This is a genomic window from Enterococcus sp. FDAARGOS_375 (assembly GCF_002393265.1).
Classification (GTDB): Bacteria; Bacillota; Bacilli; order Lactobacillales; family Enterococcaceae; genus Enterococcus_D; species Enterococcus_D innesii.
In genome coordinates this window covers 2,936,127-2,962,500 of sequence record NZ_CP023515.1, presented here as the reverse complement: position 1 = coordinate 2,962,500, position 26,374 = coordinate 2,936,127, and the positions used below count along the sequence as shown (strand labels likewise).

The window sequence follows — 26,374 nt, the reverse complement described above, 5'->3', positions numbered from 1 at the left end:
ATCCTGTTCGCTCCCCACGCTTTCGAGCCTCAGCGTCAGTTACAGACCAGAGAGCCGCCTTCGCCACTGGTGTTCCTCCATATATCTACGCATTTCACCGCTACACATGGAATTCCACTCTCCTCTTCTGCACTCAAGTCTCCCAGTTTCCAATGACCCTCCCCGGTTGAGCCGGGGGCTTTCACATCAGACTTAAGAAACCGCCTGCGCTCGCTTTACGCCCAATAAATCCGGACAACGCTTGCCACCTACGTATTACCGCGGCTGCTGGCACGTAGTTAGCCGTGGCTTTCTGGTTAGATACCGTCAAGGGATGAACATTTTACTCTCATCCTTGTTCTTCTCTAACAACAGAGTTTTACGATCCGAAAACCTTCTTCACTCACGCGGCGTTGCTCGGTCAGACTTTCGTCCATTGCCGAAGATTCCCTACTGCTGCCTCCCGTAGGAGTCTGGGCCGTGTCTCAGTCCCAGTGTGGCCGATCACCCTCTCAGGTCGGCTATGCATCGTTGCCTTGGTGAGCCGTTACCTCACCAACTAGCTAATGCACCGCGGGTCCATCCATCAGTGACGCAAAAGCGCCTTTCAACTTTCTTCCATGCGGAAAATAGTGTTATACGGTATTAGCACCTGTTTCCAAGTGTTATCCCCTTCTGATGGGCAGGTTACCCACGTGTTACTCACCCGTCCGCCACTCTTTTTCTTTCGGTGGAGCAAGCTCCGGTGAAAGAAAAAGCGTTCGACTTGCATGTATTAGGCACGCCGCCAGCGTTCGTCCTGAGCCAGGATCAAACTCTCATAATGATTTGTTTGAATGACCAGATGGTCATTAAGCTCATAAAAATTAACTTTGCTAGCTATTGCTTGCATGTATTTGTTTCAATAAATTGAAACGTCCTACACATTGGTTCGTTTGCTTGCTTTGTTCAGTTTTCAAAGGTCTACCGTGCTGTGTTAGCAACTTTTATATCATATCAGAGTGACGTTCGATTGTCAACTCTTTTTTTAAAAGTTTTTTTCGCTCGTTGTTTTTCAACTTCGTAGCGGCTGTCTCAGCGACTTTATTAGAATAACAAATGATTTGTTATTTGTCAACAACTTTTTTCAATTAATTTTGTTGGTGTATCAACCTCGATTAACTATTTTAAAATTGCGACTTCGTTATAATATCATCTGTTTCATTTTTGGTCAAGTCTTTTTTGAAGTTTTTTCAAAAGCTTTTTTGACCCGCTGGCTCAATTGCCAACGTTGAATACTTTATCATTCTAAGAATGAAAGAGCAAGCTTTTTTCTGAAATATTTTCAACTAAGTCGAGATAAACAAAAAAACTACCCAAAATAGGTAGTTTAATCAATATCGATCGTACGAAAACGGATCTGATTTTGATCGTCTCGTTTTAAGGTTGTTTCTTCTTTCAGATAAGAAAACTTCTTCTCATTGATCGCTGGATTCTCAAGCATTTCTTCATAACCCGCAAAAATATCATGGATATATTTTTTATAAGCTTTTTTCTTTTTGATTCTTTTCTTCATTTGGCACCGTCCTTTACGTGCTTATCTTAGCAAGCCGAAAGGATTCTGACAACCATTATCCGCATTTTCATACCAAAAATTCACTTTGACACAACTATTCCATTAATTCTGCCAAGTGACACTCACGGAATAGAATGTTTAGCTTGCGGTCAAACGTTTTTGAAAAGCCAATCGCTCTCCGTTCGGAAAAGGGAATGTTACCTCTCCTTTGTATTGATAGCCAGCTGCTTGGATATTCTTTTGCATACCAATATTGGCTTTATACGTATCGATACGTAAATCAACGATTCCTTGCTCTAATGCAACCACTTCAAGAGCTTGCAGCAATTTGGCGCTTAACTTTTGCCCTTTAAAATGAGAACTGACAACGACGCGATGGATGGATAGATATGGACCGTTTCCTTCCCACCCTGCGCCGGTAATTGCATTGTAGACAGGATCATCACCAGAAACCAACGCGGCAGACGCTGCGATTTTTCCATCTTTCACCAACACATAGCTTTCACCGTTGGCAATATCTGCTTTGATTTGATTTTCTTTAGGACCGTACCCATCTTGCCATTGCGGAGATCCTTGTGCTTTTAAGAAAGCAATGCCTTCTTCAAAAAGCACCATCAACTCAACCAGATCTTCCTCCGTTGTTTTACGAAACTTCTCCATTAAAAACTCCTTTCTTCTATAAAAAGAAGCGAACAGTAAAGCATTCAAAATCGTTCTTAATCAATCGTTTTTAATTTCCCATGAAACTCACTGATTGATTGATAGCCTTTTTCTTTCATGATCGCTGCTAATTCTTTCGTCAATCGTTCAAAAATCGCCGGCCCTTCTTTTTGCAACTCTGTGCCGATCTGCAACATAGAGGCGCCACACAATAAATGCTCATACGCATCTTGACCATTACGAATCCCACCAGTACCAATAATTTTGATTTCTGGCTTGAGGCGTGTATAGAAAGCCCGCACATTGGCTAATGCCGTCGGTTTCACATATTCGCCTCCTAGACCACCAAACCCATCTTTTGGTTTGATGACTACCGAGTCAGTAGCAGGATCGATGAATAAAGCATTCCCAATACTGTTGATTGAATTGATGTAGGTTAACGGATACTTGTTTAATATCTTAGCCATCTCATCAAAGTGAGCCAAATCAAAGTATGGCGGCAATTTGACACCTAAAGGTTTTGTGAAAAAACCAAAGACTGTTTCCAGAATTTGATCGGTCAAAGGAAAATCATAGGCAACTTGGGGTTTTCCTGGCACGTTTGGACAAGAAAGATTTAACTCAGTGATTCCTTCAAAATCACTTTCTTGGATTTTCTTCAATAACTCAATATTTTCAGCCACGCTCATACCAGCGACAGAGAAAAAGAAGGGCGCTTGCTGGGTCATTTCCTGCTGTTTTTTGATGGCATAGTCTAAGTAGTAGTCCACCCCTAGATTTGGTAATCCCATCGAATTGATGCTTCCTAACGGTAAATCGGTATAACGTGGTTCTGGATTTCCGGCACGCGCTTCTAGTGTTGCACTCTTCGTGACAAATGACCCAGCTGCTGACGCTGCTAATTCATCTAATTCCTCGATCGTCATACAATGGACTCCCGAGGCGTTCATAAACGGATTTTTATATGTAAATTTCCCAAAATTCGTAGCTAACATTGATTCATTCCTCCAATCTTTTCAACTAGTTTACCGTTTCATTTCTGAAAATGCAACGATGTCTTTGAGTGGGACAGGTTTTAGAAGGAGCAACCTCTGTAATCAGAGTAGCAAATCAAAAAAACCATATCCATACAGCTTGTTAAAACTTACTGAATAAATATGGTTTTGAAAACAATCTGTTTATATTGTACTCAAATGTTTTTTTAGAGCATGATCATGATTTTATTAAAGCTTTCACTTCTATTTACCGCTAAATCAAATGCTCTTTGAAGATCCTCTAATGGAAAGCGATGGGAAATCATATGACTGACACTCAAGCGTCCGCTTTCTAAAAAGGTGATTGAATCAAACCATTCTTTACCTGGGAAAGGTGCAGAATAACTATTCCAAAAACCCTTAATGGTTAATTCACTGCGAAAGATTTTTTCAAATGCTCGTTGTCTAATCAAAACATCAGAATAAGCGATCCCTTGAAATCCAATTTTCCCGCCTTTTTTTGTCACTAAGAGACATTGTTCTTCGGTTATTTTAGTACCTGCACATTCCATTGCAATATCCACGCCTAAACCATCCGTTATTCGGGAGATCTCTGTTTCAAGATCTTGAAGACTAGGATTAATCGTATCGGTGACACCTAAATCTATTGCTTGTTCCAGTTTCTCTGATTGAATATCAATACCAATGATCTTTTTCACACCCGCAATTTTTAACCATTGGATCGTCAGCAATCCAATCGTTCCTAACCCAAAAACTGCAACGACATCGCCCACTTTAGGTTCGATTCCATAAACACCATGCGCTGAGACAGCAAGAGGCTCAATCATGGCCGCTTCTTCAAAAGACAACTTAGTCCCTATTTTCACGATATTGCTCGCTGGCACGGATACGTACTCTGCAAATCCCCCAAACCGTTGCGATCCCATCATGATATAGTCCGTACATAATTGATACTTCCCGATAGCACAGTATGCACAGTTACGACAAGGAATAAACGGGACAACAGCGACCCGATCGTCTTTTTTTAAATGATGAACAGAACGACCAACTTTTACAATAGTCCCAGCCATCTCGTGCCCCATGATCATGGGTAACTGGTATTTCCAGCCTTTACTCATTTTGTGGATATCTGACCCACAGATTCCTGAAGCTTCTACTTTTACAATCACTTCATTCTGATGGCATTGTGGAACATCCATTTCTCGAATCTCAAATTCATACAGTCCAATTAAGAAACCAGCCCTCATCTACTCTCCTCCAATCTTCATTCATGGGATTCATAGGTAACGTTTGTTTTGTCAGTATAATATTCATAGCCCTGATGGAGAAGTACTTGCGAATGTAAATGCACATAAGCATTTGTTTCTAGTCTTTCCAGATAATCATTTGCAAAATCCAAATTAGTGGCTCCAACAATTACCCCATGTTCTCGCAACAACATTCCATAAGGTAGTTTTGCTTCATTTGTCACCATGTTTTGAGAGTAGTCACCAACCAAGTGTGCTAACTTTTCAGTTGTTGCAGGTGCATAATCCAAACAACGGATCGCATCCGGTCCGAAACGAAGGTTTTCACAGACGATGGGCATATCAGTCCCTATACAACTGTAAACCATCAAATTTAATGGATGAGCATGAATCACTGCTTTGATCCGTGGATCTGAGTGATAAAAACTCATATGCATATTGATTTCCCTGGTCAAGCGACCAGTACCTTCGATGAGGGATAGTTTCTTATCTACCAAAAGAATTTGCGCTGCCTCTAATTCCCAAAGATACTGAACAGATGCCAAAGTAGGTGTCATCAAGAAATGATCTTCTGAAACTTTTATAGAGATATTGCCACCAGCAGCATCCGTTAGCTTCCTGTCAAATAAAGATTTGGCAATCTTACATATGAATTTCCTTTCTTCTAAATAATCCATCGGCTTCCTCCTGTCTAAAACGTAAATATTTTTCAATCAATCCATATTTCCCAAGAAACATGATATCTTCAACAATTTCTAAATATTCTTCACTTCTTACAAGAGCGACGAAGAAAACATAAGTCACTTGAAAATAATCCTCAGATCCGTAAGAGATTTTTTGTTTATTCGTCAAGAGGCTAATCGTGCTACGGTGGACATTTCCCCGATTGTTCGCATGAGCTAAAGCAACACCTTCGCTTATTACGATATAAGGTCCATTTTGTTTCACATTTTCAACGACTTCTTCTACATAGCTCTGCTCAATACACTCGTTTTGTGTCAACACTTTCCCTGCTAAGCGTAAAGAATGCTCCCAAGAACATTTTTGGTCGATTCTGATAACATGCGAATTTAACAAGTAATCATGCAATTTTCTTTGTGGTTGTTGGACAAATTGATCAAATTTTTCTTCAGTCTCTTCTTCATTAATCGTAAACAAACGGTCAACCGTCTTTACTATTTTTTGGATATCTTCTTGAGTCACAAAAGGTGTTATCCTTAAAACATCCTCTTCCAAAAAAGGCAAAGGATCAGCAGTTAAGATTAAACGATTGGCTTTTTGACGGAAGCACATCTTACGATAAGTAGCAAGTGTTAGCACATTCATAATTTTGAACTGCTTGTATCGACTTATTTTCATAGCAATCATTTTCGCTATCGATAAATTTTCACACACGATCCAGATATCGATTTTGCTCATCTTATATTCTTGTCGGGTTAAGGCAGTTGCGATATGAATAGCGATCGTAGTAATAAATGATTCATTGAAGGATCGGGACAGGTAGTTTTCAATGACACCACTATTAGCCCTTACAGCTACGATAATATCCATAAACTGATGCCGCAAAAGACCGATATTTTCAATATCCAAAATAATGTTCTCTTCTTCAATAATTTGTAAGTGATTGTATAGATCAGAAATTAAGTCAAATTCGTACTTTAGAGTCGTCCCTAAATCTTCATCAATTTTATTCAGAAAATAGATGACCAAATTATACAATTCAGCATCCTTCACATTTTTTCGCTTTTTCAAATGACAAAATTCTGCTATTGCCTGTTTGTCTTCGAAAGAGATCGTTCGATCAAATCTTTTTTCAATTTGATCGATGAGTATGCTCAGGTTTTCCGACATAACGACAAATTTGGGAGATTCACCTTGTTCTTTGCGGGGCATATTGATAACGATAAAAATATAGACGAAAAGATCAAACTGCTGATACTTTTCTGCATACTTTAACTCGTTAAAAATGAATCCCAGAAAGTCTAAATATTCCATTGACCCGTCAAATGACCGAAGGATTTGCATCCCGACATAATTGATGTATCCTTTTGCGTCTATATTTTCTAAAAACAATGTAAACAAATACTCTCTTTTCTCCGATTGATTCATCTTAAGGATAACCCCTTCGCCCCTAAGCGTTTCGATATATTTACTCATGATCACTTCTTGTTTTTTCAACGTATTGATATCGCGGATGATTGTTAATCGACTGACGTAAAACAAATCAGCAAAATGATCCATCGTAAGAACATCTTCTGTTATCAATAAATTGATCAGAAGTAATGTGCGTCTTTCATCAGGATTCAAGGAATAGTCGTAAGGGGACAATTCTAAAACAAGCTGATAAGCTTCTGACAAATCAAGTTCATCAGGAACCTGTAAGTATCCGCTTTCATTTTTCACTTGCGGCATATCGTGAGTATTTAGAAACGAGTTCAAGACTTTGATTTCACTCGTGAATTTCTTTGGCGAGAGATTCAAGTTTTTATAAAGTTGCTCCAATCTAATTTTCGTTATTTTGTTATATAGTAGGAGATAGATGATTTCAGCAGTAATTTTCCTCACAGCACTCCTCCTTAATGAATAGACAAATTCTCTCTTAGAAAATCAACAAGTTTTTCAGGTTCACACTTGCTTAATTGAACAATAAAATTTCGAGATTGGATGCTTAAAATCAATTTTTGAAGAAATTCAATATAGGTATGCTCATCTTTTAGTGCCATGCAAAATACATGTTCGACTGCTAAGTCATCTACTTGCGTATCCATCTGTTTAAAAGTCACAGGCTTTTATAGTCTTGCGTAACAGACAGAAGATTCTTTCACAGAGAGATCAAAGGTATGCGGAATCGCAACTGGCGGGTCAACTGGCAGACCAGTAGGAAAATGATGTTCGCGTTCGATACAAGACTCGATAAAACTATTCCCAACGAGCCCTTCGTTAAGCAGTTCAAGTCCGCATTGTTTAATCACTTCTATATTGGAGCGCTCATTCAATTCGATTGCTTTAAATTTCATACACTATTTCTCTCCCACTAAGCCATTTATTTTGTCAACAATTCGTTTATTCATTTGGTCAATTACCCAACGATTCGATGAAATAAGCTGATTATAATATTTGCTAAATTGTAGCCCCAGAAACTATCTGTCACAACCCCTTCCACAGGTACACCGGTCGCATTCATCATTTCGGTTGCTTCAGGTGCAAAGATGTTTGTTCCAATTAGAACGATAACTAAGAAGAAAAAGCCAGTGACAAGCGTTCGAAAAAGATTGCCATTTGATGCTAATGCTAGTAGTGGAATCATATATACGATTACTGTTAAAACACCAACTGGAAAATAATGCATACCAGGGATAATAAATGCTAAGAATATTGCTATCGGAATCAGAATCACTGTCGTTGTGATCGCTGTCGGATCTCCAAGACCAAGAGCAATGTCCATGCCGATATATAATTTTTTCCCTTCGCCAATATGTTTCTTCATAAATTCTTTGGCAGCTTCCCCGATCGCAGTCAAGCCTTCCATCATAACAGAAACCATTTTGGGTATCAGTACTAGTACTGCTGAAACTCCAACCCCCATAGAAATCGCTACCGTAAATTCTTGGCGTGTCAATACGCCTAGAAAAGTTCCGACCAACAAACCGATAACTGCTGGATCTCCAAAAAAACCAATTTTACTTTCGACTTTTTCCAAACTGATATCGATTTTGTTAAGACCAGGAATCAGATCAATCAATTTATTTACTAATAGTCCAAAAGGATAAGCGAAAGTAATAAATGAAAATGTCGTACAAGTCGTGCCTTCCAGTCCGTAATACGCCTCCCATCTTGGAGAAAACCACTGAGCCACGAATAAAGTGACAATTGATAAGCCAACCGTAACAGTCAAACCTAGCCAAAAACTATCAAACAAGGCATACGCTAATGCTCCAGGAATCAAAAAATGAATATAGTTCCAAATGTCGACATTCATGACCGTTGTCCATTTCAAAAGAATAAACAATACATTTAATCCCACGATCATCAAAATAGCAATCGCTGCAAAAGGTACTGACCACGAAGCCGCTCCCACAGCAGCCCAGCCAACATCCATCGTGGTATATCCTGATCCCATTTCCTGATAATAATCGATGGCTGGTTGCAAGGAAGTACCCAGGAGTCCTACAACAAGCCCCAACCCTTGAAAGCCGATGCCGACTAAAAGCCCAGTTTTAAGTGCTTTGCCAATTTTCATCCTAAAGACACAGCTTAAAATAAAAATGACAAAGGGTAGCATAACCGATGCCCCCATATCCATGATGTTTTGAATAACTGATAATACAGCTTCCATTTTTATCCCCCTTTTATAATTCGATGGCACTCTTCAACGATTTTCTGCGCGGTCTGCTCTTCGTTGATTCCCGATATCAAACTGAAAACAGGAAGAATCGGTACTTTTACTGGCTTGACATATCGAGTAGTCACCAAGATTAAATCCACAGTTTCTGCTTTTGAGGGAATTTGATTAATATTCCCTTTGGTGATGGAAGCCTGAATGTTGCTCTGAGCTAAGATTTGTTTGACTTTCTCTTGAACAACCGTTGACGTGGCGATCCCACTACCACAAGCAATATAGATCTCAATTTTTTTATTCATTTTCTTTCTCCTCCTTTCCTTACTCTATTTTTGAGATTTCAATAAAGAATGAATTTTATACTCTTCTTCTGGTAGTAAAACGACTTTTAACGCCTTCCCTTCTCTCGTCAATTCGATGGCCTGATTGATGTCAGCTAAAGGCAAAACATGAGAAATAATTTTTTCAGCAGGAAACTGATCAGATAAGGATAAATGGAAAGATTTTTCGACTTGAATACTATTTGCACCATAATGACCATAAATCCAGAGATTGTTATAATGAACTGCATTCGTATCTATAGGCGTTAATTGATTCTTTGCTACACCACCAAAAAAGACGACAATTCCACATTTTCTAGCCATAAAAATACTTTGTTGCTGTGCTTCTATTGATGGATTAGCTGAAATCACTTTATGTGCGCCATGTCCATTCGTATACTCTTTCACCTTTTCTACAGGATCTTCTTTGGAAGAATCGATCCTATGATCTACATTAAACGCTTCCATAAGAGCTAGTCTGTCAGCATTTTTATCAATCACGATTACCTTGCTTGCTCCGCGAATCCTTGCTAGAATCGCTAAAAAGACCCCAATTGGACCTGCACCAATAATGACGACCGAATCGCCTAACGAAACCTGAATATTATCCATGCATGCATAAGTGGAGGATAAGGGTTCAGCTAATGTTGCCGCGATAGGCTCTCGTCCTTCTGGCACTTCAAAAATCGCTCCTCGTTCTACTCTTGTTGCACTATATGCTATATACTCTGCAAAACCACCTTGAAGATCGGTATAACTTTCAGCTTCCGTACAACATTCGTGCTTCCCATTACGACAATTTTCGCAACGTAGGCAATGAGCCATAGGGTATACATAAACCATCTGCCCTCTTTGATACTTCGTCACATTTTCATCAATTTCGACGATCTCACCAACGATTTCGTGTCCATAAATATGAGGGTAGCGCCCCGCTTTTGAATCGGTCAGCAAATTGAGAATATCAGAGCCGCACAGACCAACTGCCTTAACCTTCAATAGAAAACCTCCCTCTGGACAGCAGGGTCGCTCTACTTGTTCATAGCGAATATCTCCTGGTCCATACATCAACGCAGCCTTCATTTTTTTCACAAACGTTCAACTCCATTCATTCTTTCTTATTTTACATGTTCATTGTAAGGTGCGTCGGATGTACCTCACAAGTAACACTTTTTGCATTTCAAGTTCTATATTTGTTACTTGAATGAGAAAATGTTTGTGAAAAACCAAGAACAATTTTTCCTTCTTGGAACTATTTTGAAGCCAGGTAAAAACAAAAAAGCCTCTTAGCAATGAGCCAAGAGGTTTTGGTGAAGCAAACTATTCTATTTATGAGTATTTAAAACTATAGGTAGCTCATCACTTCTTCCATTCGAACGGATGAATGAACTAAATTGAGCCGTTCCTCGTAGGAAACTTTCCTCGGTCTTGGTTTCAATATGCGACCTCAGTAAGGAGAAATTCTCAAGTGTTACTCGATGATACTTGCGTTTTCCATCGAAAGCGTACAATTCAAATCATTTCAAATGATAAGACACTTGAATAGGAGTTTTTTAATTGACTTTTCAACTTTTTTTAAATTGAAAACGAATAAACACATACTATATACATACAAATTTTTTACCTATCAAGTGAATTAAACCTTTTTCTTTGATACCTCAACACTCCAGTATCTCCGATGACGTATAATTTGTATTTTCCATACCCTACTTTAAATTCTAATCTTTCGCCACTTGCGATTTCAAATAAAAGATAATAGGTAATGGATTGATTCGTAAAGCCGTTTGCAGCAATATTCGTGCTACTAGTCATTCGTTTGTCTACTAGCGTGGCAAGTACTGCCACTTCTGGCGTAGATTGATCCTTTAAGAATTCGACAATATGATATAAGATAACTGCGACGAAAATAAAAGCAAATAAAGTAAATAGAAAATCCACAAAACACACTCCTTTTTGTTTTTATGATCAAGGGAATCAACCAAATCATTTTTACAACTTAACTATAATTATACGTTAATACAATTAATTAATCTCGAATCTCCAATAAAAATATGTAACTCGCTAAATGATTGACCGAAACTGTAGTTTGGCTATCGTTTTCCTATATGTATGGTTGCATAGAACACATTTGTATATTTGTTAACCAAGAGTCAGTTGATAGGATGAAATCACATGACCTTTGAAAAAGCATTCCTAGAATCATCCTTCTTCATTCTACATTGACTCCTTAAGGAAAATTCATCGTATCCCAAAGTCTCTGACTAAATTCAGTAACGTTTATTTAGACATCTTTTCTGGGATGCACCTTAAGGTTATCAATGTGGATGAATAAGAATTTAATCTGTGCTCTCTTTTTGTCAAAATGATCGAAGGTTTATAGAAAGTATTACTATTTCGGCAAAGTTAAATACTAACTCATTTTGAGTTGTCATATGAATGGAAAATACTTTGAACTTTCAGGTTTAAAAATATATGATTTTCTTTAATGCTTTTAGTAAAAAAGCATAACTTTTTCACCAAGTAACTGTTTATTTAAGAAAGTATTCTATAAAAAAACTCTTCTACCAACTTTTTCAAAGTTAATAAAAGAGTTCTGTGTTTATATCCTCATTTTGCCAACTGTCCACCACCTAAGAAAACAGCTTGTTCCATCTAGTTAACAAATATGAAACAACTTTCTATGATTGAAAATCCTTAACGAATCCCCAAAGCAATCCGTGCGTAACGACTCATTTTATCGGTCGTCCAAGCGGGATACCAGACTAATTTCACCTCTGTATTTTTGACTTCTGGAATATCGCTTAGTGCTTCGTGTATCGATTCAGTCAATACGTCGGCTAAGGGACAGCCCATTGTTGTTAAGGTCATTTTGATTACGGTATTGCCTGTTTCTGCATCAAATTCGACTTCATAAACTAAGCCTAGATTCACTATATCAATCCCCAACTCAGGGTCAATCACGGTTTCCAAGGCAGCCAAGACACGCTCTTTGATTGCTTCTGCTTCTACTTCAGTATATGCCACGGTTGAAGACCTCCTTTAATTCTTGTTTCAAATAATACCTTCTTTTGCAAGATTTGTAAATGGACGATCCTTGATTATGGACGGCTTTTCTTGTGTATTTTCAGTTCTGGGAAGACCCCTGTCGTTTTAAAGGTCCGTTGTTCATCATCTGTCGCAAAACGACCTGTTATCGATTGGGTCGGCACAAAGTTAATAAACGCATTGCCGTCTGCTTCTAAAACGGCTTGTTCTAAATCGTAGATCTCGTAGCGGGTCACGACCATCATGATCATATTGCCCGGTACGCCTGAATAGCCTCCGACTGAGGGGAACAAAGTCATGCCGCGAAACACATGCTTAGAAATATTTTTCCCAACAGCTTCCGCATTGGTCGTAATAATCATCGCCGTTACCTTTTGATGACTTGTGTGCAGCATGTCCACCACGTAGCTCATTGCGAAAATCGAAATGATCGTGTACAAGGCACTTTCCCAAGAAAAGACGAAACCTGAGACCATGACAATGATGCCGTTTAAAATAAACATATATTTACCGACCGTTTTTCCAGTCGTTTTTGATAATATCAACGAAAGGATATCCATTCCGCCGGTGGTAAAACCCATTTTCAGTGAAAACGCAACGCCGACGCCTAACAGTACGCCACCGAGCAAAGCGTTAACCAAAATATTGTCAGTGATCGCTCCTTGCGGAAGGATCATCGTTAAGACAGAAACGACAACGACATTGATAAAGCTCAATAGTGTCGATGATTTCCCGAGTTTGATGAACCCGAGAACAAAGATAGGCAAGTTTAAGAGGAAAATAAACAGCCCTGTACTAAGGTGAACGCCAAAATGTTCCAAGGCAAGTGCCACGATCAATTGGGCGACCCCGTTCATCCCAGCAGAAAGAACGTTTGCGGGAATCAAAAAGAAATTTAAAGCAATGGCTGCGGTGATACCTGACAGCAAAATAACCCCTACTTTTTTCAATCGTTCTGATTGCTCGTGCTTCGTTAATAACTTACTCACAATGATCTAGCTCCTTCACTAAAAATCTCCTTCCAAAGAATAGCAGTTTGTGTGAAAAAATGAAACAATTATTTGCAAAAATTTACTTTTCATTCCCGCATCGTTCGCCTCCATGTTAAAATCATAGGTAAGAGATGAGAGGAGTGATTGATTTTGGCAAAAGAAGCAAGTTTTGATGTCGTATCTGAGATCAACACAGAAGAAGTGAAAAACGCCATTCAACAGGCGGAAAAAGAATTGAAAAACCGATTTGATTTTAAAGGCTCCACGGTAGAAATCAAGATGACTGAGGGCAAATTGACGATTGTTGGGGATGACGAATTTAAGCTGGAGCAAATCAAAGATGTGCTCTTTGCGAAGCTGATCAAACGGAATGTACCAACGAAAAATATTCAATTTGGCGAAACGGAGCATGCCTTGGGGGCAAAAGCTCGTCAAACGGCAGAATTGATCAATGGCATCGATAAAGAAAACGCCAAAAAAATAACCACAGCGATCAAAAACGCCAAGCTAAAAGTTAAAACCCAAATTCAAGACAATCAAATCCGGGTAACCGGCAAAAGTCGTGACGATCTGCAAGAGGTGATCCAATTATTGCGTAAACTGCCTTTAACGATCGATTTACAGTTTACAAATTATCGCTAATCAAAAAAACTAGAACAGAGTCTAACGTGTTGGTTAGGCAAAATCAGCTTTATCTGCTGATTTTGCACAACCTCTCCTGAAAGCTCTGCTTCTAGTTTTTTTCTTGCCAGAAATGAGTCAATGCCTTTGATAACTCTTGCGGCCGACGAATGTTTAAGGCATGCTGCCAATGCAGTGGGAAAAGTTCTTGGTAACGCGATGTCCGAAAACGTTGATCCAGCAATAACACCACGCCACGATCGCTGACATCCCGGATCACTCGACCGGCTGCTTGCAGGACTTTATTCATCCCTGGCAGCTGATAGGCATACGCAAAGCCAGCTGCCTTTTTTTCATCGTAATATTCCCGAATCAATTCTTGTTCGTGATTGATTTGCGGCAGTCCGACACCTACCACTGCGGCACCGATCAAGCGATCGCCTTTTAGGTCGATCCCTTCAGAAAAAATTCCTCCAAGGACACAAAAGGCCACCAATGTTTTTGGTTGACTCTTTGGTTCATCTTGACTTCTTTCCAGCAAGGATGATTGTTGCTGGTCAAAAGATTGAAACTGCGCAAGAAACGCCTCGCGCTCTGCTTCGTTCATAGCTGTCCCCTGAATCAAGACCTCTACCTCTGGCGCCTGTTGAGAAAATGCTGCCGCCACATCATCCAAGTAGCGATAAGAGGGGAAAAAGACCATATAGTTTCCCGCTTTCGCTGCCGTCATTTGCTGGATCGCATCAACGATCGCAGGAATGCTGGCTTCACGTTGGCGATACGTCGTTTGGATATAGTCCGCAATAAAAATTCCTTGATTTTTCGGATCAAAAGGACTTGGCAAGCGATAGCGCAATGCTTCATCACCACCACCTAGGACCTCCTGATAATAAGATAAGGGGGTAAAACTTGCAGAAAACAAAAGACTGGCCTTGCCCTTATCTAACACAGATTCGAGAAACGGCGCTGGTTCGATGCAAAATTGCCTTAGTTTGATATCATAGCGTTCGATCTCCACCGTCGTTTCGTAGTGATCATCATAAAATTCACTGATTTTCAAATAATGGTTAGCTTCAAAATACACTTGCAACACTTCTTCTTGCAATTCATGCTCAGGATTTGCCGGCAACCATTCCTTCATCAATTCAGCTAATTTGTAAAGCTGGTTGACCATTGTTTCATGAGGAGCCGCTTGATGATGGTACTCCCATCCTTCCTCTTTTGCTAATTGGGCTATAGCCACAAATTCTTTATCAACTTTGTTTAGTGCGCGTTTTAACTTCTGTTGATCTTTCGGCAGCTTCTTCTTTAATTCCTTAAATGGCTGTCGCGAGATTGTTGCGGAATACATTTCTTTTGAACGGTTAACTAAGTTATGGGCTTCATCCACTAAAAAAAGATACTCTTCTTCTGGCTCTTCAAAAAATCTCCGTAAATAAACGGTTGGATCAAACAAATAATTATAATCACCTATAATGACATCGCAAAAGACACTGACATCCAGTGAAAGCTCGAAGGGACAAACCGTATGTTTCATTCCATAAGTCTCGATCACTTCTCGGGTTATTTGGTTTTCGTGATGCAACAGATCCCACAAAGCTTCGTTGATTCGATTGTAATAGCCTTGTGCATAAGGACAATGCTCAGGCGTACAATTTCGTTCATCCAAAAAGCAAATTTTGTCTTTGGCAGTGATCGTGACACTCTTAGTTTCACTACCATTGTCTGCTAACTTGCTCAATGCATCTTCAGCCACTTGTCTGGTGATCGTCTTCGCCGTCAGATAGAAGACCCGATCAGCTCCTTCTTCCCCGAGAACTTTTAATGCGGGAAACAATGTTGACATGGTTTTTCCAGTTCCAGTGGGCGCTTCCGCAAAAAGTCGCTTGCTATTTTTTAGTGTTTTATACGCCGCCGCTGCTAGTTCTCGCTGCCCTTTACGAAAGGTTTCAAAAGGAAAAGACAGCAGCTGCAAAGATGTATTTCGGACACGACGCCAATTCTCTTGAAAGACTAGCCACTTATGATACTCCTGAAGTAAGTCTTTATAAAAAACTGCCAGTTCTGAAAACTGAAACGTTCTTCTCGTACGAGTAATCTGCTTTTCAGTCGTTTGATAATAAGTCAATTGTACGGCGATCCGATCGATGGGCTTCTTCGCTTTTTCTTGATCAGCAGAAGCGGCTTCTTTTATCTCCTGATCTTCACTCTCACTAAGCGCTGCTTGTTCATTTTCTTGTAGTAAAAATAAATAAGCATAAACCATTCCCTGGGCAAAAAACAAATCGATTTGATCATCAGGAATATCTTCGAAAGCTGGTTCTGAAGTTTTGATCTCATCAATCACCCAAGAATCAACGGAAGCATCAAAAAAGAGACCATCGGCACGTCCTTCGACAGTGATGGCATCTTTCTCAATTTGGCTTTCTCGTTTGAAGAAGACTTCTTTTTGATACCCATCCCCGGCCTCTTTTTGTAGTTGACGATGGATCCGGGCGCCTTCTTGCGCGGTATGATTACTGACTTTGCGGCTATCAATATCGCCTCGGCGCAAAATAAATTCTACGATTTTTCTAACCGCAACTTTTCCTTTATACACGTGTTCACCTTCTTGTTTGCCATTATAGCGGATAGTTTGCTTTTGGAAAAGCGAACAGAAACAGCTTTTCGTCCTCTGCGAATGGTATTTTCTCCAAACAGGTTTTATCCCTAAAAAAAACACTTGTGGCAAAATGCCTACTCATCAAATAATCAACACCATTCCCACTTCCAGAAAATGGGTTTGTCGAAAGTTTATAAAAAAACCTACTCTACTCACCTAAGCAAGTAAAGCAGGAATATTTTTTAAGGAAAATTATTGATCCACCTGAATATCATAACTGACACCATTTTGGTCATAAGCTTGTTGATTGTCTAAATCTAAGGTGAACTCAAAGGTCCGTCCATCTGCTTTGATCGTCAAATGCTTCCCTTCAACCGTGTAGGATGCATCTTGGTAGGTGATCTCATAGATTTGATAGGGATCATTCGACAGCTGAACCTCTGAATGGGAAAAATGTCGCTGAAAATCACTTTCGATTTGGCCTTCATACAGGGTAACATCGCTGGCGCTGGCAGAACTATCTTCTAAATCCGCCATCGGCAAATACTGCTTAACGATCGTCAATTCATTTTCATGAAAATCATAAACCCCTTGGCTTTGCGGAAAGATGACACTCTCATCTTGGATCAGCATTAAATCAAGGCCGCCATTTTCAACCGCTTTCGAGGCGGAAGTAACGGTTTCAGAAACTTCTTTTGAATCGTCGATGGCTAACTCCTCCTGGCCACAGCTCGCTAAAACGAATGCGGCGAAGCATAGAGTCAACAAAAATTGCAGCGATTTTTTCATAAAAACACCTTCTTACAAAAAAGTTGATGTATACCAATCAAAACTAACGCAAGATAGAGATGACACATTTTCCTCGTAGTTGGTCACGAAGAATGTTCATAGTTCCGTCAAAAACTAAACCAGTTTCAAACGAATCACACGCTTTCTTATTTTAATTAGTATAACAGCAGTTTTTTGCTAGTGCGGTTTCTTAGAAAAATTTTCGAATTCCCACAATAATTCTAAGCTTTTCTCTCATCAAACTATTTTTTATCTGACCACTTACCTCAGAAGGATCTGTCACAGCATCTTCACAAAATAAAGTTTATCTGTACCAAGCACTGGTGTATCAGAAAGCACACCAAATGTTTCGAAGCCTGCTGCTTGATAGAAATGCGGCGCTTGGTAGTCTTGGGTGGTGACTGTCACAGAACGACATCCTGCTTTTTTCCCATAATCAAAGAGGGCTTGAATCAATTGTTTCCCTATTCCTTGATTTTGATGGTCTGGATTGACTGCCAATAATTGAATATGGATCGTATTGCCTGTACGTTTCCCAATCAATCCACCGAGTTGATCCTGATTGTCAAAAAAAGCCAAAGAGAGCTGTTCTTGATTGGAAAAGGCACTCACTGCCTCTGTTTTTTTAGATGAATGATTGAGCCATTGACAGACTGCCTGACGATTGTCTTCTACATTTATCGTTTTTATCATTAATTTTTCACTCCTAAAAACCTTTCTTTGTTTCCTCTAATACTTTAAGCTATACTTATAGTCAGACACAAGCATTTGTGATCCTAGGAGGTTTTAGCATGAAAATCATTGGTTTAGTGACAGGGCCCGTTCAAGAAAATTGTTACCTTATTTGGAAAGAAGATTTTTTGTTGATTGTTGATCCTGGAGCAGAAGCAGCGAGATTGATCGCTGAGATCGAAAAAACCGGCGCAAAACCAGCAGCGATTTTATTGACCCACACTCATTATGACCATATTGGCGCAGTTGACCATTTGCGGGATTATTATCAGATCCCCGTTTACGTGAGTCCGCTCGAGCAAGAGTGGCTGAGTGATCCTATGAAAAATCTTTCTGGACGCCATCCTGAATTAGGTCCCATCACCGCACGTCCAGCAGAAATTGAGCTTGAACTGAAAGAGTATGAGATAGCTGGTATGTCCTTTAAGGTGGTTGCAACGCCGGGTCATTCTATCGGCAGCGTCAGTTTTATTTTTGACAAGTTTGTCGTTTCCGGAGACGCCTTATTCAAAGGCAGCATTGGGCGGACAGACCTGCCAACCGGAAATTTGGAACAATTGCTGACCAGCATCCAAACGCAACTCTTTGTATTACCGAATCAAATGGCGGTCTATCCTGGCCACGGGGAACCAACAACGATCGAGATTGAGAAACGGACCAATCCGTTTTTTAACGCATAAACATATGACGAATTAAAGGAGGAATAACTAGTTATGGCAAAAACGGAATTGTATGTCGTGCGTCACGGGAAAACAATGTTCAACACATTGCAGCGGGTGCAAGGCTGGTGTGACACACCATTAACTCGAACCGGTGAACAAGGCATCCACTATTTAGGACTTGGATTACGGGATGTGGATTTTGTGGAAGCAGTATCCAGTGACAGCGGCCGAGCGATTGAGACTATGCGTTTGATCTTAGGTGAACATGTCCGCGGACCGGAAATCCCTTACCATATCGACAAACGGATTCGTGAATGGTGCTTTGGCTCCCTTGAAGGGGCCTACGATGCAGAGATGTGGGGCGTTCTACCAAGAATCCTTGATTTTCCTGATTACGATGAGATGATTGCCAATCATGTCTCGTTTGAGGCGATCGCCAATGCGATCTACCACGCCGATACAGCCAACTGGGCAGAAACCTTCGACGTTTTGACCGAACGTGTGAAAACCGGTTTTGAAGATATCGCCTATCGCGTTGAGAAAAAAGGCGGCGGGAATGCGTTAGTTGTTTCTCATGGCTTAACGATCGCTTTTCTTTTGCATTTGATCAATGATGAGAACAATGTTCGTATGGATATTGAAAATGGTTCGGTCACTCGACTGATCTACGAAGATGGCAGCTTTACCATCGCCGAAGTTGGTAACACAGAATACATCAAAAAAGGCTTAGCGCTCTCTCAAGAGCTTTTATCCTAAAGAAGAACGTTGAACAACAAATCAATTTCTTTAATAAAGGAGCAGTTTTTGTTTTAAAAACTGCCCTCTTTTTTTAGGAAAAAGATTGGTATTCGAATCAGGAAACGGTATACTAAGAGTTGTATTTTGTCATAGAAAGGACTGGACCAATGTTTTTTACAAATTTCATAAAAGCGATTTTATTTGGGATCATCGAAGGGATCACTGAATGGCTGCCAATTAGCAGCACCGGTCACTTGATTCTTGCCGACGAATTTATCGGTTTGAATGTTACCCCCGAATTTATGACGATGTTCAATGTTGTCATTCAATTGGGCGCGATTTTAGCAGTCGTCTACTTATATTTCCATAAACTAAACCCTTTTTCACCGCAAAAAAATGAGATAGAGAAAAAAGATACGTGGACGTTATGGTTTAAAGTTATTGTTGCGGTCTTACCATCGGTTATTATCGGATTGCCGTTAGATGATTGGTTAGATGCGCATTTCTACAATTTCTTTTCGGTTTCGATCGTTTTGATCGTTTATGGGATCGGCTTTATTGTAGTTGAAAAACGAAACAAAAATAAAGCACCAAAATGCACCGATTTGAACAAATTCACCTACAAAGCGGCTTTGATCGTCGGCATGTTCCAAGTATTGGCATTGATACCAGGAACATCTCGTTCTGGTGCCACCATTTTAGGTGCTATCATGATCGGCGCTTCTCGCTATGTTGCTGCTGAATTTTCATTTTTCTTAGGTATTCCAACCATGTTTGGTGCCAGCGCATTAAAAATTTTCAAATTTTTGAAAGATGGCAATGCCTTTGACTTTCAAGGAACCGTCATCTTACTGACAGGAACCATCGTATCATTCATCGTTTCGATCATTGCGATCCGCTTCTTGATGAATTACATCAAACGGAATGACTTTACCGTTTTCGGATGGTACCGTATCGTTTTAGGAATTATTTTGATTGGCTATTGGCTGATCCAATTATAAGCAAAAAGAGCAACTATTGGGCATTTCAATGCTGCAATAGTTGCTCTTTTTGCTTTAAGTAGAATTCTTATTCCATCACGTGTTTTTGATTACCATACCGTCAATAATATCAACCGCACTTTCGGTGTCGTTGATGATGGATTCAAAACGATCATAAATATCTTTCCATTTAATGATTTCCAGCACATCCATTTCGTCTGTAAACAACGCTTTCTTCATTTTTGAATACAAAAGATCTGCTTCTGATTCAATCGTATTCACATCATTGATCATTTGACGCAACGTTTTTGAATTTTTGAACTTAGGAAATTCTTTTAAGGCCGTTTCAACGCCTTGTGTCGCTTGAACGATCATTTCAGCAAATAAGTTCGTCTCGGGGCGGATCTTTGTAATGACCAAATTCTCAAATAAATAAGTCAGTCCCATAATTCCATCCAAAATATCATCTAAGCGCTCAGAGATGACCAAGATGTCTTCGCGATCGATCGGTGTGATAAATGAGTCGTACAACTCATTCGTTAGCTCAGCGATTACTTTATCCCCTTCTTTTTCTAATCCATGAATCTCGGCTGCTGCTTCACTTAACGCTGTTTCAGAGTAATCATTGATCAACAGCGAAAAACGTTTCGCAGCTAGATGACCATTTGTTGCCAACTGCTCCATTGCTGCAAAATAATCGAATCCTTTTTTTCGTGCCATTTCTTTCTCTCCTTACAAAATTAGCAATAAAAATTTGACCATTAGAAACGCAATCAATCCACAGCCAGGAAAGGTTAAAATCCAAGCATAGATCATTTCTTTTACAATGCGCCAATCAACGCTAGAAAAACGCCGAGACGCTCCAACGCCCATGATAGCGGTCGTTTTCGTGTGCGTTGTTGAAACTGGGATACCAAATACAGAAGACAAGAACAAACAGATTGCTGCAGTAACATCTGCAGAAAAGCCTTGGTATTTTTCCAGCTTTACCATATCCATTCCCACTGATTTGATGATCTTCATCCCACCGACCGATGTACCGATCCCCATGGTCAATGAGCAAAGAACCATCACCCACAGTGGGATCGCAAAACCATTACCAGTCTTTTCAGCAAGATTGTTGTAAAAAAGGCCTAACATGAACACACCCATGAATTTTTGGCCATCTTGGGCACCATGCAAGAAGGCATTGGCACCAGCCGCAATGGCTTGCCCAACCGTAAAAATTTTGTTGGCTTTTCGCCGTTGCGTATCACGAAAGAGCCAAACGATCAGTTTTGTGATCAAAAATCCACCAATAAACCCCATTAACGTAGACACAACGAGTCCGATCAAGACTTTCAGCCATTCTTCACCGTTGACTGCATGTAAACCGCCCAGGGCCATGGCAGCTCCTGTCAATCCCGCAATCAATGCGTGAGATTCACTGGTTGGGATCCCAAAGTACCAAGCAGCGACCGTCCAGACGACAATCGAGAATAAGGCAGCGGCTAAAGCAATCTGCGAGACTCGAAAGCTTCCACCTGAGTCAAATGTCACAATGTTGCTGATCGTTTCTGCTACTTGCGCATTAAAATACGTCATCACCAGTACACCTAAGAAATTCATGACGACGGCCATGCCAATGGCGATATTTGGACGCAAGACTCTTGTTGAGACCGCGGTTGCAATAGCATTAGGCGCATCCGTCCAGCCGTTGACGAAAATCACCCCTAATGACAAGACAATCGTTAGAAACAAAGCGATATTCACATAGATTCCCCCATTTAAAAATTCCGAAGTAATCATAGCATAGAAAGCTCTTTCTGTGTAAACTTTTTATAACTATTCTGTAAAAAATGTGTAAAGAAGTATTTTTAAATTCCATAAAGTAAAAAATAGCGCGCCCGAAAAATCATTTTTTTGTGTTAAGTAAAATTTCTTTACAACTTTTATTGCAATCACTCTTGGCATTAGGTATAATGACTAGTGTTGATTTATACGTTTTCTAAACGTAATTGAACTTTTTTTTCGGAGGTGAAATACATGCCAAACATTGAATCTGCAATCAAACGTGTTCGCACAAGCGAAGCGGCTAATGCTAAGAATTCATCTCAAGTAAGCACAATGCGTACAGCAATCAAAAAATTTGATCAAGCTGTTGAAGCTGGTGCTGATAACGTAGATGCGTTATATAAAGATGCTGTTAAAGCAATCGATATGGCTGAGACTAAAGGATTGATCCACAAGAACAAAGCTAGTCGCGACAAATCTCGTTTAAGTAAAAAAATTGCAAAATAAGCAAATTAAGAAAGGCGCAGCAATCGATGATTGCTGCGCCTTTCTTTTTGACTTACTGTTTGCCATGTTTTAAAACAAATAGCTGGAACAAATACTCTTTGTCCATCTGACCACTTTTTACTAAGTAATCATTTTCGATCAATTCACTATATAGTGCTGCTAATTGCTTTTCTCCAAACCCACGAGCTTGCTGCATCGCTAACTTCACTCGGTACGGATGAATCCCCAACGTTTCTGCGATATTGGCTTGCTGGTAGCCAATTTTCATCAAAATCGCCGCCTGTAATAGCAGACGGACTTGGCTGATCAAGATAGAATTGATCTTGATCGTCTCTTCCCCTTGCAATAATAGATCGTCATACAAGCGCAACGCATCCGATACGTTCCCCTTTAAGACATCACTGGTTAATTCAAAGACGTTGTGTTCCAGCGTCTTAGGAATCAACTGCAAGACGATCTCCTTCGTGATTTTATTGCCATTTCCAGCATACAACCGTAGTTTCTGTAACTCCTGCATCGCTTTTGAAAGTTGCAGATCCGTTAACCGTAAAAACAAATCAAACGCCTCTCGGCTCATTTCGATGCCGTCATTGGCCAACGACTGTTGGAGATACTGACGCACGTCGGCTTCTTTCATAGGTGCGACATCAATTACAACTGCGGCTTTCTTCAATTGCTTAGTAATTTTTTTCCGTTCATCTAATTTATCGACATCTGCAAAAATCACCATTACCGATGATTCCAATGGGTCTTTGATATAATTCAAGAAATCATCTAGGTCATGCTCAGGTGCATTGCTCTTTTTTTCAGCTGTTAAGAAAAATGGCCGCTCGACGAAAAGTAAGCGCTGATCGCCAAAAAAAGGCAACGATTGGGCTTCTTGGATCACCATATCAAGGGGATCTTTCTCCATGTCAAAGGAAGCAAAATTCAGATCATCTTTCCCAACGGAAAAACGCTCCAAAAAGGCCGTGCGAACTTGCTCTTGTAAAAACATTTCACTGCCGATGACTAGATAAATCGATTGCAACTCCTTGGTCCGAATTGCTTGCAACGCTTTTTGTAATTCCATCGTTTCCCCCGCTTTCATTCTTATCCTACCATTAGTCAATCGGATAGTCTAGCAGCGTTTTTATCAAAAATGATTGTTGTTTTTCAGACCAAATAAATTGGATCATGCCCTGCTGATCCGTTCGCAAAACGGTCTGATTAACCAAGGTTTCAAGCACCTCTTCATGAGGATGCCCGTACCGATTGTTCCGTCCACTTGAAACGATCCCGAATTGGGGGTCGATTGCCGCAACAAACTCAGGTGCCGTCGAGGTTCGACTGCCATGATGCCCTAGTTTCAATACATCAACTTTAAGATTCGGATAATCATAAATCAACTTTTTTTCCCCTGCTTGTTCGAGATCACCAGTAAATAAAAATGTTTTATCCCCTACCTTGGTTTTAATCACCATCGAATCTTCGTTTTGTCCTGCACCTGATTCTGGTGCCAATACTTGCAACTGAAGGAAATCACCTACCACCTGGCCAACCGTCGTCCAAACAACGCTTGTCTGATTAGGCAGTTCGTTTAATAGTTTGGCGATGCGGTGATCTTGTTCACTTCCTGGTACAAGATATAACGTTTCAACGGGGATCGCCTTCATCAATGCTAGTGCGTCCCCCATATGGTCCGTGTCCCCATGAGTTAAAAACAAACCGGTGATCTTTCTGACTCCCTCCCCCTTCAAAAAAGGAATCAATGTAGATTGCGCGGCAGCTTGTCGTTTACGCTCTTGCCAGTTTTCTTTCGGAAAAGACAGAGACCCTCCAGTATCGATCACATAAACTTCGCGATTCTTTTCTGCCTGCAAAACGATGCTGTCTCCTTGCCCAACATCGACATAACTAACCGTCGGTACAACACTGTTTTTTTGGTAGACCGTTGGTATAACGAGTGAGAAACAGATCACCAGCAACCACCGTTTCTTTTGATAAAAAAACAGGCCAAGCAGACAACAGATGCCAGCCAATCCCACAGGTATAGCACCGATTGTCAGGGAAATGCCCCCAACAGCGCCTATAATTATTTCCATAAGCAGCAAAAGTCCTTCGAAAAGGACAATCAGCCCCCTGATGGGTGGGAAAAGTGTACTGACCATAAACAATAAAAGACATGCTGGTAGCAAAATTACTTGAAAAAACGGCAGAAAGAAAAACGTCAATAAGCCGCCAAAGAGCGGAAATTCATAAAAAACTGCGACAATGATGGGTGCTGCAAGTACAGGTAAGAATTGGCAACACCAAAACCATGACCATCCAACTGGTCGTTGCATCAGTAGCAAAAATGTCATCAAAAGGCTTAGTTGCCCCGATGTTTGAAGCAATACTTTGGGGTCAACGAATAAAAGTGCTGTCAGGACAATCCCATAGCGATCACTCCCCGATAGGCGTTGAGGAAAAAGGGCGTTCACTTGATTAACAGCCAATGCCAAGACGGCGCGCCATACACTAATGCCACCCCCACACAGACCGATCACCCCTAAGAAAAAGACCACCAAAGGTAACAACATTTCTTTTTGCGTGAAACCCAATCGGCGTAAGATCTCGCGAAACCATTTGAAAAATAAGACGATATGCATTCCTGAAATCGTAAAAAAATGCAACAAGCCACTTGCACTGTAAATTTGTCGCACCTCTTGAAACGCGTGATCTCTAAAACCAAAGAGCAATGCATTGATATAGGTAGCGGATCGTTCAGGAAAAATTCGTTGAACAGAAGAAATAACATCCGCTCGAACTTTTGCAAGCGAAAAGCCTGAGTCTGCTGCTTCCATTCCTACAATTTGCTCGATATGGACTGAGCCAATAATTGATCGACTGGACAGATAGGCAGAATAGTCAAACCCGTGGCGGTTTCGTGGTCTTTCAGGAAGAGAAAAAAATCCTTTCACCAGCAGCTTTCTTCCCCAATCGGATCGATCCTGCCATTGCTGTTTTTCAGTCTCTGAAGAAATCGTGTAATGGCCAATCACTTTACCTGCGGAGGATTTTGCTTCAAACGTAAGCAGATCACCATTGATTTTGATCGTGTCTGGCAGCACATTGACTACCCCTCGATACTCACCTTCTTGTATGTCCCCAGTCCGAAATAGAGAGGCGCGGACACTTAACAGCAACAGTCCGACAAAACAAACCATGCACAAAAATGCCTGTCGTTTTAAGACAAGCATCGCGAAATAATAAAGTGCAATGAATCCAAGTAGGATAGACTGCACATAGTATGCAGTCACCGAACAAGCGAAAATAATACTAAGAAATAGAAATGAATCAGTTCTCTTTTGTTGGTTGTGCATCATTCAGCACACCAAAGGATAGTTTTTCGAAGTACACAGGATCGAGTTCAACTTGGTGGACGGAAGCACCTACTTGTTGAATCAATTCTAGTGCATACTGGTTGTTACGATAATCATTCAAATAATGGATCGTTTTAACACCTGCTTGCAAAATGGCTTTCGTACAGGGAAGGCAAGGAAAATGCGTCACATAGATTTCCGCATTGTCTGTTGACACCCCTAATTTTGCACATTGCAATAAGGCATTCATTTCTGCATGAATCGTCCGAATACAATGGTCATCCACAACATAACAGCCATCGTCGATGCAGTGTACATCGCCACTGACGGATCCATTGTAGCCTCCAGCGATGATTCGGCGATCTTTGACTAATGTAGCGCCGACTTCAAGTCGGGAACACGTACTGCGTAAAGAAAGTAAAACAGCTTGCGCCATAAAATACTGGTCCCAAGGGATTCTCGTATTGCTCATTCATTTGCTCCTTTGCGATTGATTA

Annotated in this window: 25 protein-coding genes, 1 rRNA gene and 1 pseudogene (1 of these 27 running past the window's edge); 5 read left to right on the top strand and 22 right to left on the bottom strand. The window is 40.4% G+C overall.

Annotation, left to right across the window (positions count from 1 at the left end; translation table 11 throughout):
• From CO692_RS15445 to CO692_RS15380, 14 genes and pseudogenes are all read right to left on the bottom strand, one after another.
• Positions 1 to 805, bottom strand: a 16S ribosomal RNA gene (locus tag CO692_RS15445); it reaches 755 nt to the left of the window's first position.
• A 543-nt stretch (positions 806 to 1,348) separates the two neighbouring features.
• Positions 1,349 to 1,534 (bottom strand): hypothetical protein, encoded by a 186-nt coding sequence (locus tag CO692_RS15440; RefSeq protein WP_005236216.1) that lies wholly within the window; start codon positions 1,532 to 1,534, stop codon positions 1,349 to 1,351.
• A 138-nt stretch (positions 1,535 to 1,672) separates the two neighbouring features.
• Positions 1,673 to 2,194: a GNAT family N-acetyltransferase gene (locus CO692_RS15435; protein WP_077453722.1), complete on the bottom strand. Its 522-nt coding sequence runs from the start codon at positions 2,192 to 2,194 to the stop codon at positions 1,673 to 1,675.
• Between the two features lie 56 nt (positions 2,195 to 2,250).
• Positions 2,251 to 3,189: a dihydroorotate oxidase gene (locus CO692_RS15430; RefSeq protein ID WP_096742639.1), complete on the bottom strand. Its 939-nt coding sequence runs from the start codon at positions 3,187 to 3,189 to the stop codon at positions 2,251 to 2,253.
• Positions 3,190 to 3,395: 206 nt separating this feature from the next.
• Complete coding sequence (locus CO692_RS15425) at positions 3,396 to 4,436, bottom strand: galactitol-1-phosphate 5-dehydrogenase (protein ID WP_096742638.1); 1,041 nt, start codon at positions 4,434 to 4,436, stop codon at positions 3,396 to 3,398.
• A gap of 17 nt (positions 4,437 to 4,453) precedes the next feature.
• A complete protein-coding gene (locus CO692_RS15420) occupies positions 4,454 to 5,113 on the bottom strand; it encodes a class II aldolase/adducin family protein (protein ID WP_096742637.1) in 660 nt (219 codons plus the stop codon).
• Positions 5,079 to 6,677 carry a PTS sugar transporter subunit IIA gene (locus CO692_RS15415; protein WP_226818185.1) on the bottom strand — a complete coding sequence of 533 codons (1,599 nt, stop codon included), beginning with the start codon at positions 6,675 to 6,677 and terminating at the stop codon, positions 5,079 to 5,081. The genes CO692_RS15420 and CO692_RS15415 overlap by 35 nt, the downstream gene beginning before the upstream one ends.
• A 335-nt stretch (positions 6,678 to 7,012) precedes the next feature.
• Positions 7,013 to 7,453: pseudogene (locus tag CO692_RS15410) on the bottom strand (PTS sugar transporter subunit IIA).
• Positions 7,454 to 7,515: 62 nt separating this feature from the next.
• Complete coding sequence (locus CO692_RS15405) at positions 7,516 to 8,772, bottom strand: PTS transporter subunit IIC (RefSeq protein ID WP_096742635.1); 1,257 nt, start codon at positions 8,770 to 8,772, stop codon at positions 7,516 to 7,518.
• Between the two features lie 2 nt (positions 8,773 to 8,774).
• Positions 8,775 to 9,077, bottom strand: a complete 303-nt coding sequence (locus CO692_RS15400) for a PTS sugar transporter subunit IIB (RefSeq protein ID WP_005236235.1) — start codon at positions 9,075 to 9,077, stop codon at positions 8,775 to 8,777.
• 24 nt (positions 9,078 to 9,101) lie between these two features.
• Entirely contained in the window at positions 9,102 to 10,175 is a 1,074-nt protein-coding gene (locus tag CO692_RS15395; protein ID WP_226818349.1) for an alcohol dehydrogenase catalytic domain-containing protein, read from the bottom strand.
• 537 nt (positions 10,176 to 10,712) lie between these two features.
• Entirely contained in the window at positions 10,713 to 11,030 is a 318-nt protein-coding gene (locus CO692_RS15390) for a DUF2500 domain-containing protein (protein ID WP_015509816.1), read from the bottom strand.
• A 756-nt stretch (positions 11,031 to 11,786) separates the two neighbouring features.
• Positions 11,787 to 12,116 carry a metal-sulfur cluster assembly factor gene (locus CO692_RS15385; protein ID WP_096742633.1) on the bottom strand — a complete coding sequence of 110 codons (330 nt, stop codon included), beginning with the start codon at positions 12,114 to 12,116 and terminating at the stop codon, positions 11,787 to 11,789.
• 74 nt (positions 12,117 to 12,190) lie between these two features.
• A complete protein-coding gene (locus CO692_RS15380; protein ID WP_096742632.1) occupies positions 12,191 to 13,126 on the bottom strand; it encodes a YitT family protein in 936 nt (311 codons plus the stop codon).
• A gap of 153 nt (positions 13,127 to 13,279) precedes the next feature.
• On the opposite strand from CO692_RS15380, the gene CO692_RS15375 reads away from it, so the two are divergent.
• Positions 13,280 to 13,771 (top strand): YajQ family cyclic di-GMP-binding protein, encoded by a 492-nt coding sequence (locus CO692_RS15375; protein WP_005230187.1) that lies wholly within the window; start codon positions 13,280 to 13,282, stop codon positions 13,769 to 13,771.
• A gap of 91 nt (positions 13,772 to 13,862) precedes the next feature.
• Here the strand turns inward: CO692_RS15375 and CO692_RS15370 are convergent, their stop codons facing one another.
• From CO692_RS15370 to CO692_RS15360, 3 genes are all read right to left on the bottom strand, one after another.
• Positions 13,863 to 16,349 carry an ATP-dependent DNA helicase gene (locus CO692_RS15370; protein ID WP_096742631.1) on the bottom strand — a complete coding sequence of 829 codons (2,487 nt, stop codon included), beginning with the start codon at positions 16,347 to 16,349 and terminating at the stop codon, positions 13,863 to 13,865.
• Between the two features lie 255 nt (positions 16,350 to 16,604).
• A complete protein-coding gene (locus tag CO692_RS15365; protein WP_077453725.1) occupies positions 16,605 to 17,141 on the bottom strand; it encodes a hypothetical protein in 537 nt (178 codons plus the stop codon).
• Positions 17,142 to 17,420: 279 nt separating this feature from the next.
• Entirely contained in the window at positions 17,421 to 17,834 is a 414-nt protein-coding gene (locus CO692_RS15360; protein ID WP_096742630.1) for a GNAT family N-acetyltransferase, read from the bottom strand.
• 98 nt (positions 17,835 to 17,932) lie between these two features.
• Between CO692_RS15360 and CO692_RS15355 the strand changes: the two genes are divergently transcribed.
• From CO692_RS15355 to CO692_RS15345, 3 genes are all read left to right on the top strand, one after another.
• Positions 17,933 to 18,553 (top strand): MBL fold metallo-hydrolase, encoded by a 621-nt coding sequence (locus CO692_RS15355; protein WP_077453727.1) that lies wholly within the window; start codon positions 17,933 to 17,935, stop codon positions 18,551 to 18,553.
• Between the two features lie 33 nt (positions 18,554 to 18,586).
• The gene (locus CO692_RS15350) at positions 18,587 to 19,291 is read left to right on the top strand and encodes a histidine phosphatase family protein (protein WP_077453728.1); all 705 of its coding nucleotides are present in this window, start codon (positions 18,587 to 18,589) and stop codon (positions 19,289 to 19,291) included.
• Positions 19,292 to 19,440: 149 nt separating this feature from the next.
• Positions 19,441 to 20,274 (top strand): undecaprenyl-diphosphate phosphatase, encoded by an 834-nt coding sequence (locus tag CO692_RS15345; protein WP_005236259.1) that lies wholly within the window; start codon positions 19,441 to 19,443, stop codon positions 20,272 to 20,274.
• A gap of 75 nt (positions 20,275 to 20,349) precedes the next feature.
• Here the strand turns inward: CO692_RS15345 and CO692_RS15340 are convergent, their stop codons facing one another.
• On the bottom strand, positions 20,350 to 20,973 hold the full coding sequence (locus tag CO692_RS15340; RefSeq protein ID WP_096742629.1) for a DUF47 domain-containing protein: 624 nt from the start codon (positions 20,971 to 20,973) through the stop codon (positions 20,350 to 20,352).
• A 12-nt stretch (positions 20,974 to 20,985) separates the two neighbouring features.
• The gene (locus tag CO692_RS15335; protein ID WP_081118972.1) at positions 20,986 to 22,041 is read right to left on the bottom strand and encodes an inorganic phosphate transporter; all 1,056 of its coding nucleotides are present in this window, start codon (positions 22,039 to 22,041) and stop codon (positions 20,986 to 20,988) included.
• 237 nt (positions 22,042 to 22,278) lie between these two features.
• Here CO692_RS15335 and rpsT point away from each other — a divergent pair, with 237 nt between their 5' ends.
• On the top strand, positions 22,279 to 22,533 hold the full coding sequence (gene rpsT / locus CO692_RS15325; RefSeq protein ID WP_005230162.1) for a 30S ribosomal protein S20: 255 nt from the start codon (positions 22,279 to 22,281) through the stop codon (positions 22,531 to 22,533).
• Positions 22,534 to 22,585: 52 nt separating this feature from the next.
• Here the strand turns inward: rpsT and holA are convergent, their stop codons facing one another.
• The 3 genes from holA to CO692_RS15310 are packed head-to-tail and all read right to left on the bottom strand — an operon-like array spanning position 22,586 to position 26,349.
• Positions 22,586 to 23,605 carry a DNA polymerase III subunit delta gene (gene holA, locus CO692_RS15320; RefSeq protein ID WP_312778855.1) on the bottom strand — a complete coding sequence of 340 codons (1,020 nt, stop codon included), beginning with the start codon at positions 23,603 to 23,605 and terminating at the stop codon, positions 22,586 to 22,588.
• A gap of 31 nt (positions 23,606 to 23,636) precedes the next feature.
• The gene (locus CO692_RS15315) at positions 23,637 to 25,880 is read right to left on the bottom strand and encodes a DNA internalization-related competence protein ComEC/Rec2 (protein WP_096742627.1); all 2,244 of its coding nucleotides are present in this window, start codon (positions 25,878 to 25,880) and stop codon (positions 23,637 to 23,639) included.
• Positions 25,852 to 26,349: a ComE operon protein 2 gene (locus tag CO692_RS15310; RefSeq protein WP_096742626.1), complete on the bottom strand. Its 498-nt coding sequence runs from the start codon at positions 26,347 to 26,349 to the stop codon at positions 25,852 to 25,854. Before CO692_RS15310 ends, CO692_RS15315 begins: the two co-directional genes overlap by 29 nt.
• Between the last annotated feature and the right edge of the window lie 25 nt (positions 26,350 to 26,374).

Coding starts and splice junctions, on each gene's coding strand:
- CO692_RS15440 (WP_005236216.1), bottom strand. CDS start 1,534: ATGAAGAAAAGAATCAAAAAGAAAAAAGCTTATAAAAAATATATCCAT.
- CO692_RS15435 (WP_077453722.1), bottom strand. CDS start 2,194: ATGGAGAAGTTTCGTAAAACAACGGAGGAAGATCTGGTTGAGTTGATG.
- CO692_RS15430 (WP_096742639.1), bottom strand. CDS start 3,189: ATGTTAGCTACGAATTTTGGGAAATTTACATATAAAAATCCGTTTATG.
- CO692_RS15425 (WP_096742638.1), bottom strand. CDS start 4,436: ATGAGGGCTGGTTTCTTAATTGGACTGTATGAATTTGAGATTCGAGAA.
- CO692_RS15420 (WP_096742637.1), bottom strand. CDS start 5,113: ATGGATTATTTAGAAGAAAGGAAATTCATATGTAAGATTGCCAAATCT.
- CO692_RS15415 (WP_226818185.1), bottom strand. CDS start 6,677: ATGGATCATTTTGCTGATTTGTTTTACGTCAGTCGATTAACAATCATC.
- CO692_RS15405 (WP_096742635.1), bottom strand. CDS start 8,772: ATGGAAGCTGTATTATCAGTTATTCAAAACATCATGGATATGGGGGCA.
- CO692_RS15400 (WP_005236235.1), bottom strand. CDS start 9,077: ATGAATAAAAAAATTGAGATCTATATTGCTTGTGGTAGTGGGATCGCC.
- CO692_RS15395 (WP_226818349.1), bottom strand. CDS start 10,175: ATGAAGGCTGCGTTGATGTATGGACCAGGAGATATTCGCTATGAACAA.
- CO692_RS15365 (WP_077453725.1), bottom strand. CDS start 17,141: ATGAAAAAATCGCTGCAATTTTTGTTGACTCTATGCTTCGCCGCATTC.
- CO692_RS15360 (WP_096742630.1), bottom strand. CDS start 17,834: ATGATAAAAACGATAAATGTAGAAGACAATCGTCAGGCAGTCTGTCAA.
- CO692_RS15355 (WP_077453727.1), top strand. CDS start 17,933: ATGAAAATCATTGGTTTAGTGACAGGGCCCGTTCAAGAAAATTGTTAC.
- CO692_RS15350 (WP_077453728.1), top strand. CDS start 18,587: ATGGCAAAAACGGAATTGTATGTCGTGCGTCACGGGAAAACAATGTTC.
- CO692_RS15345 (WP_005236259.1), top strand. CDS start 19,441: ATGTTTTTTACAAATTTCATAAAAGCGATTTTATTTGGGATCATCGAA.
- CO692_RS15340 (WP_096742629.1), bottom strand. CDS start 20,973: ATGGCACGAAAAAAAGGATTCGATTATTTTGCAGCAATGGAGCAGTTG.
- CO692_RS15335 (WP_081118972.1), bottom strand. CDS start 22,041: ATGATTACTTCGGAATTTTTAAATGGGGGAATCTATGTGAATATCGCT.
- rpsT (WP_005230162.1), top strand. CDS start 22,279: ATGCCAAACATTGAATCTGCAATCAAACGTGTTCGCACAAGCGAAGCG.
- holA (WP_312778855.1), bottom strand. CDS start 23,605: ATGGAATTACAAAAAGCGTTGCAAGCAATTCGGACCAAGGAGTTGCAA.
- CO692_RS15315 (WP_096742627.1), bottom strand. CDS start 25,880: ATGATGCACAACCAACAAAAGAGAACTGATTCATTTCTATTTCTTAGT.
- CO692_RS15310 (WP_096742626.1), bottom strand. CDS start 26,349: ATGAGCAATACGAGAATCCCTTGGGACCAGTATTTTATGGCGCAAGCT.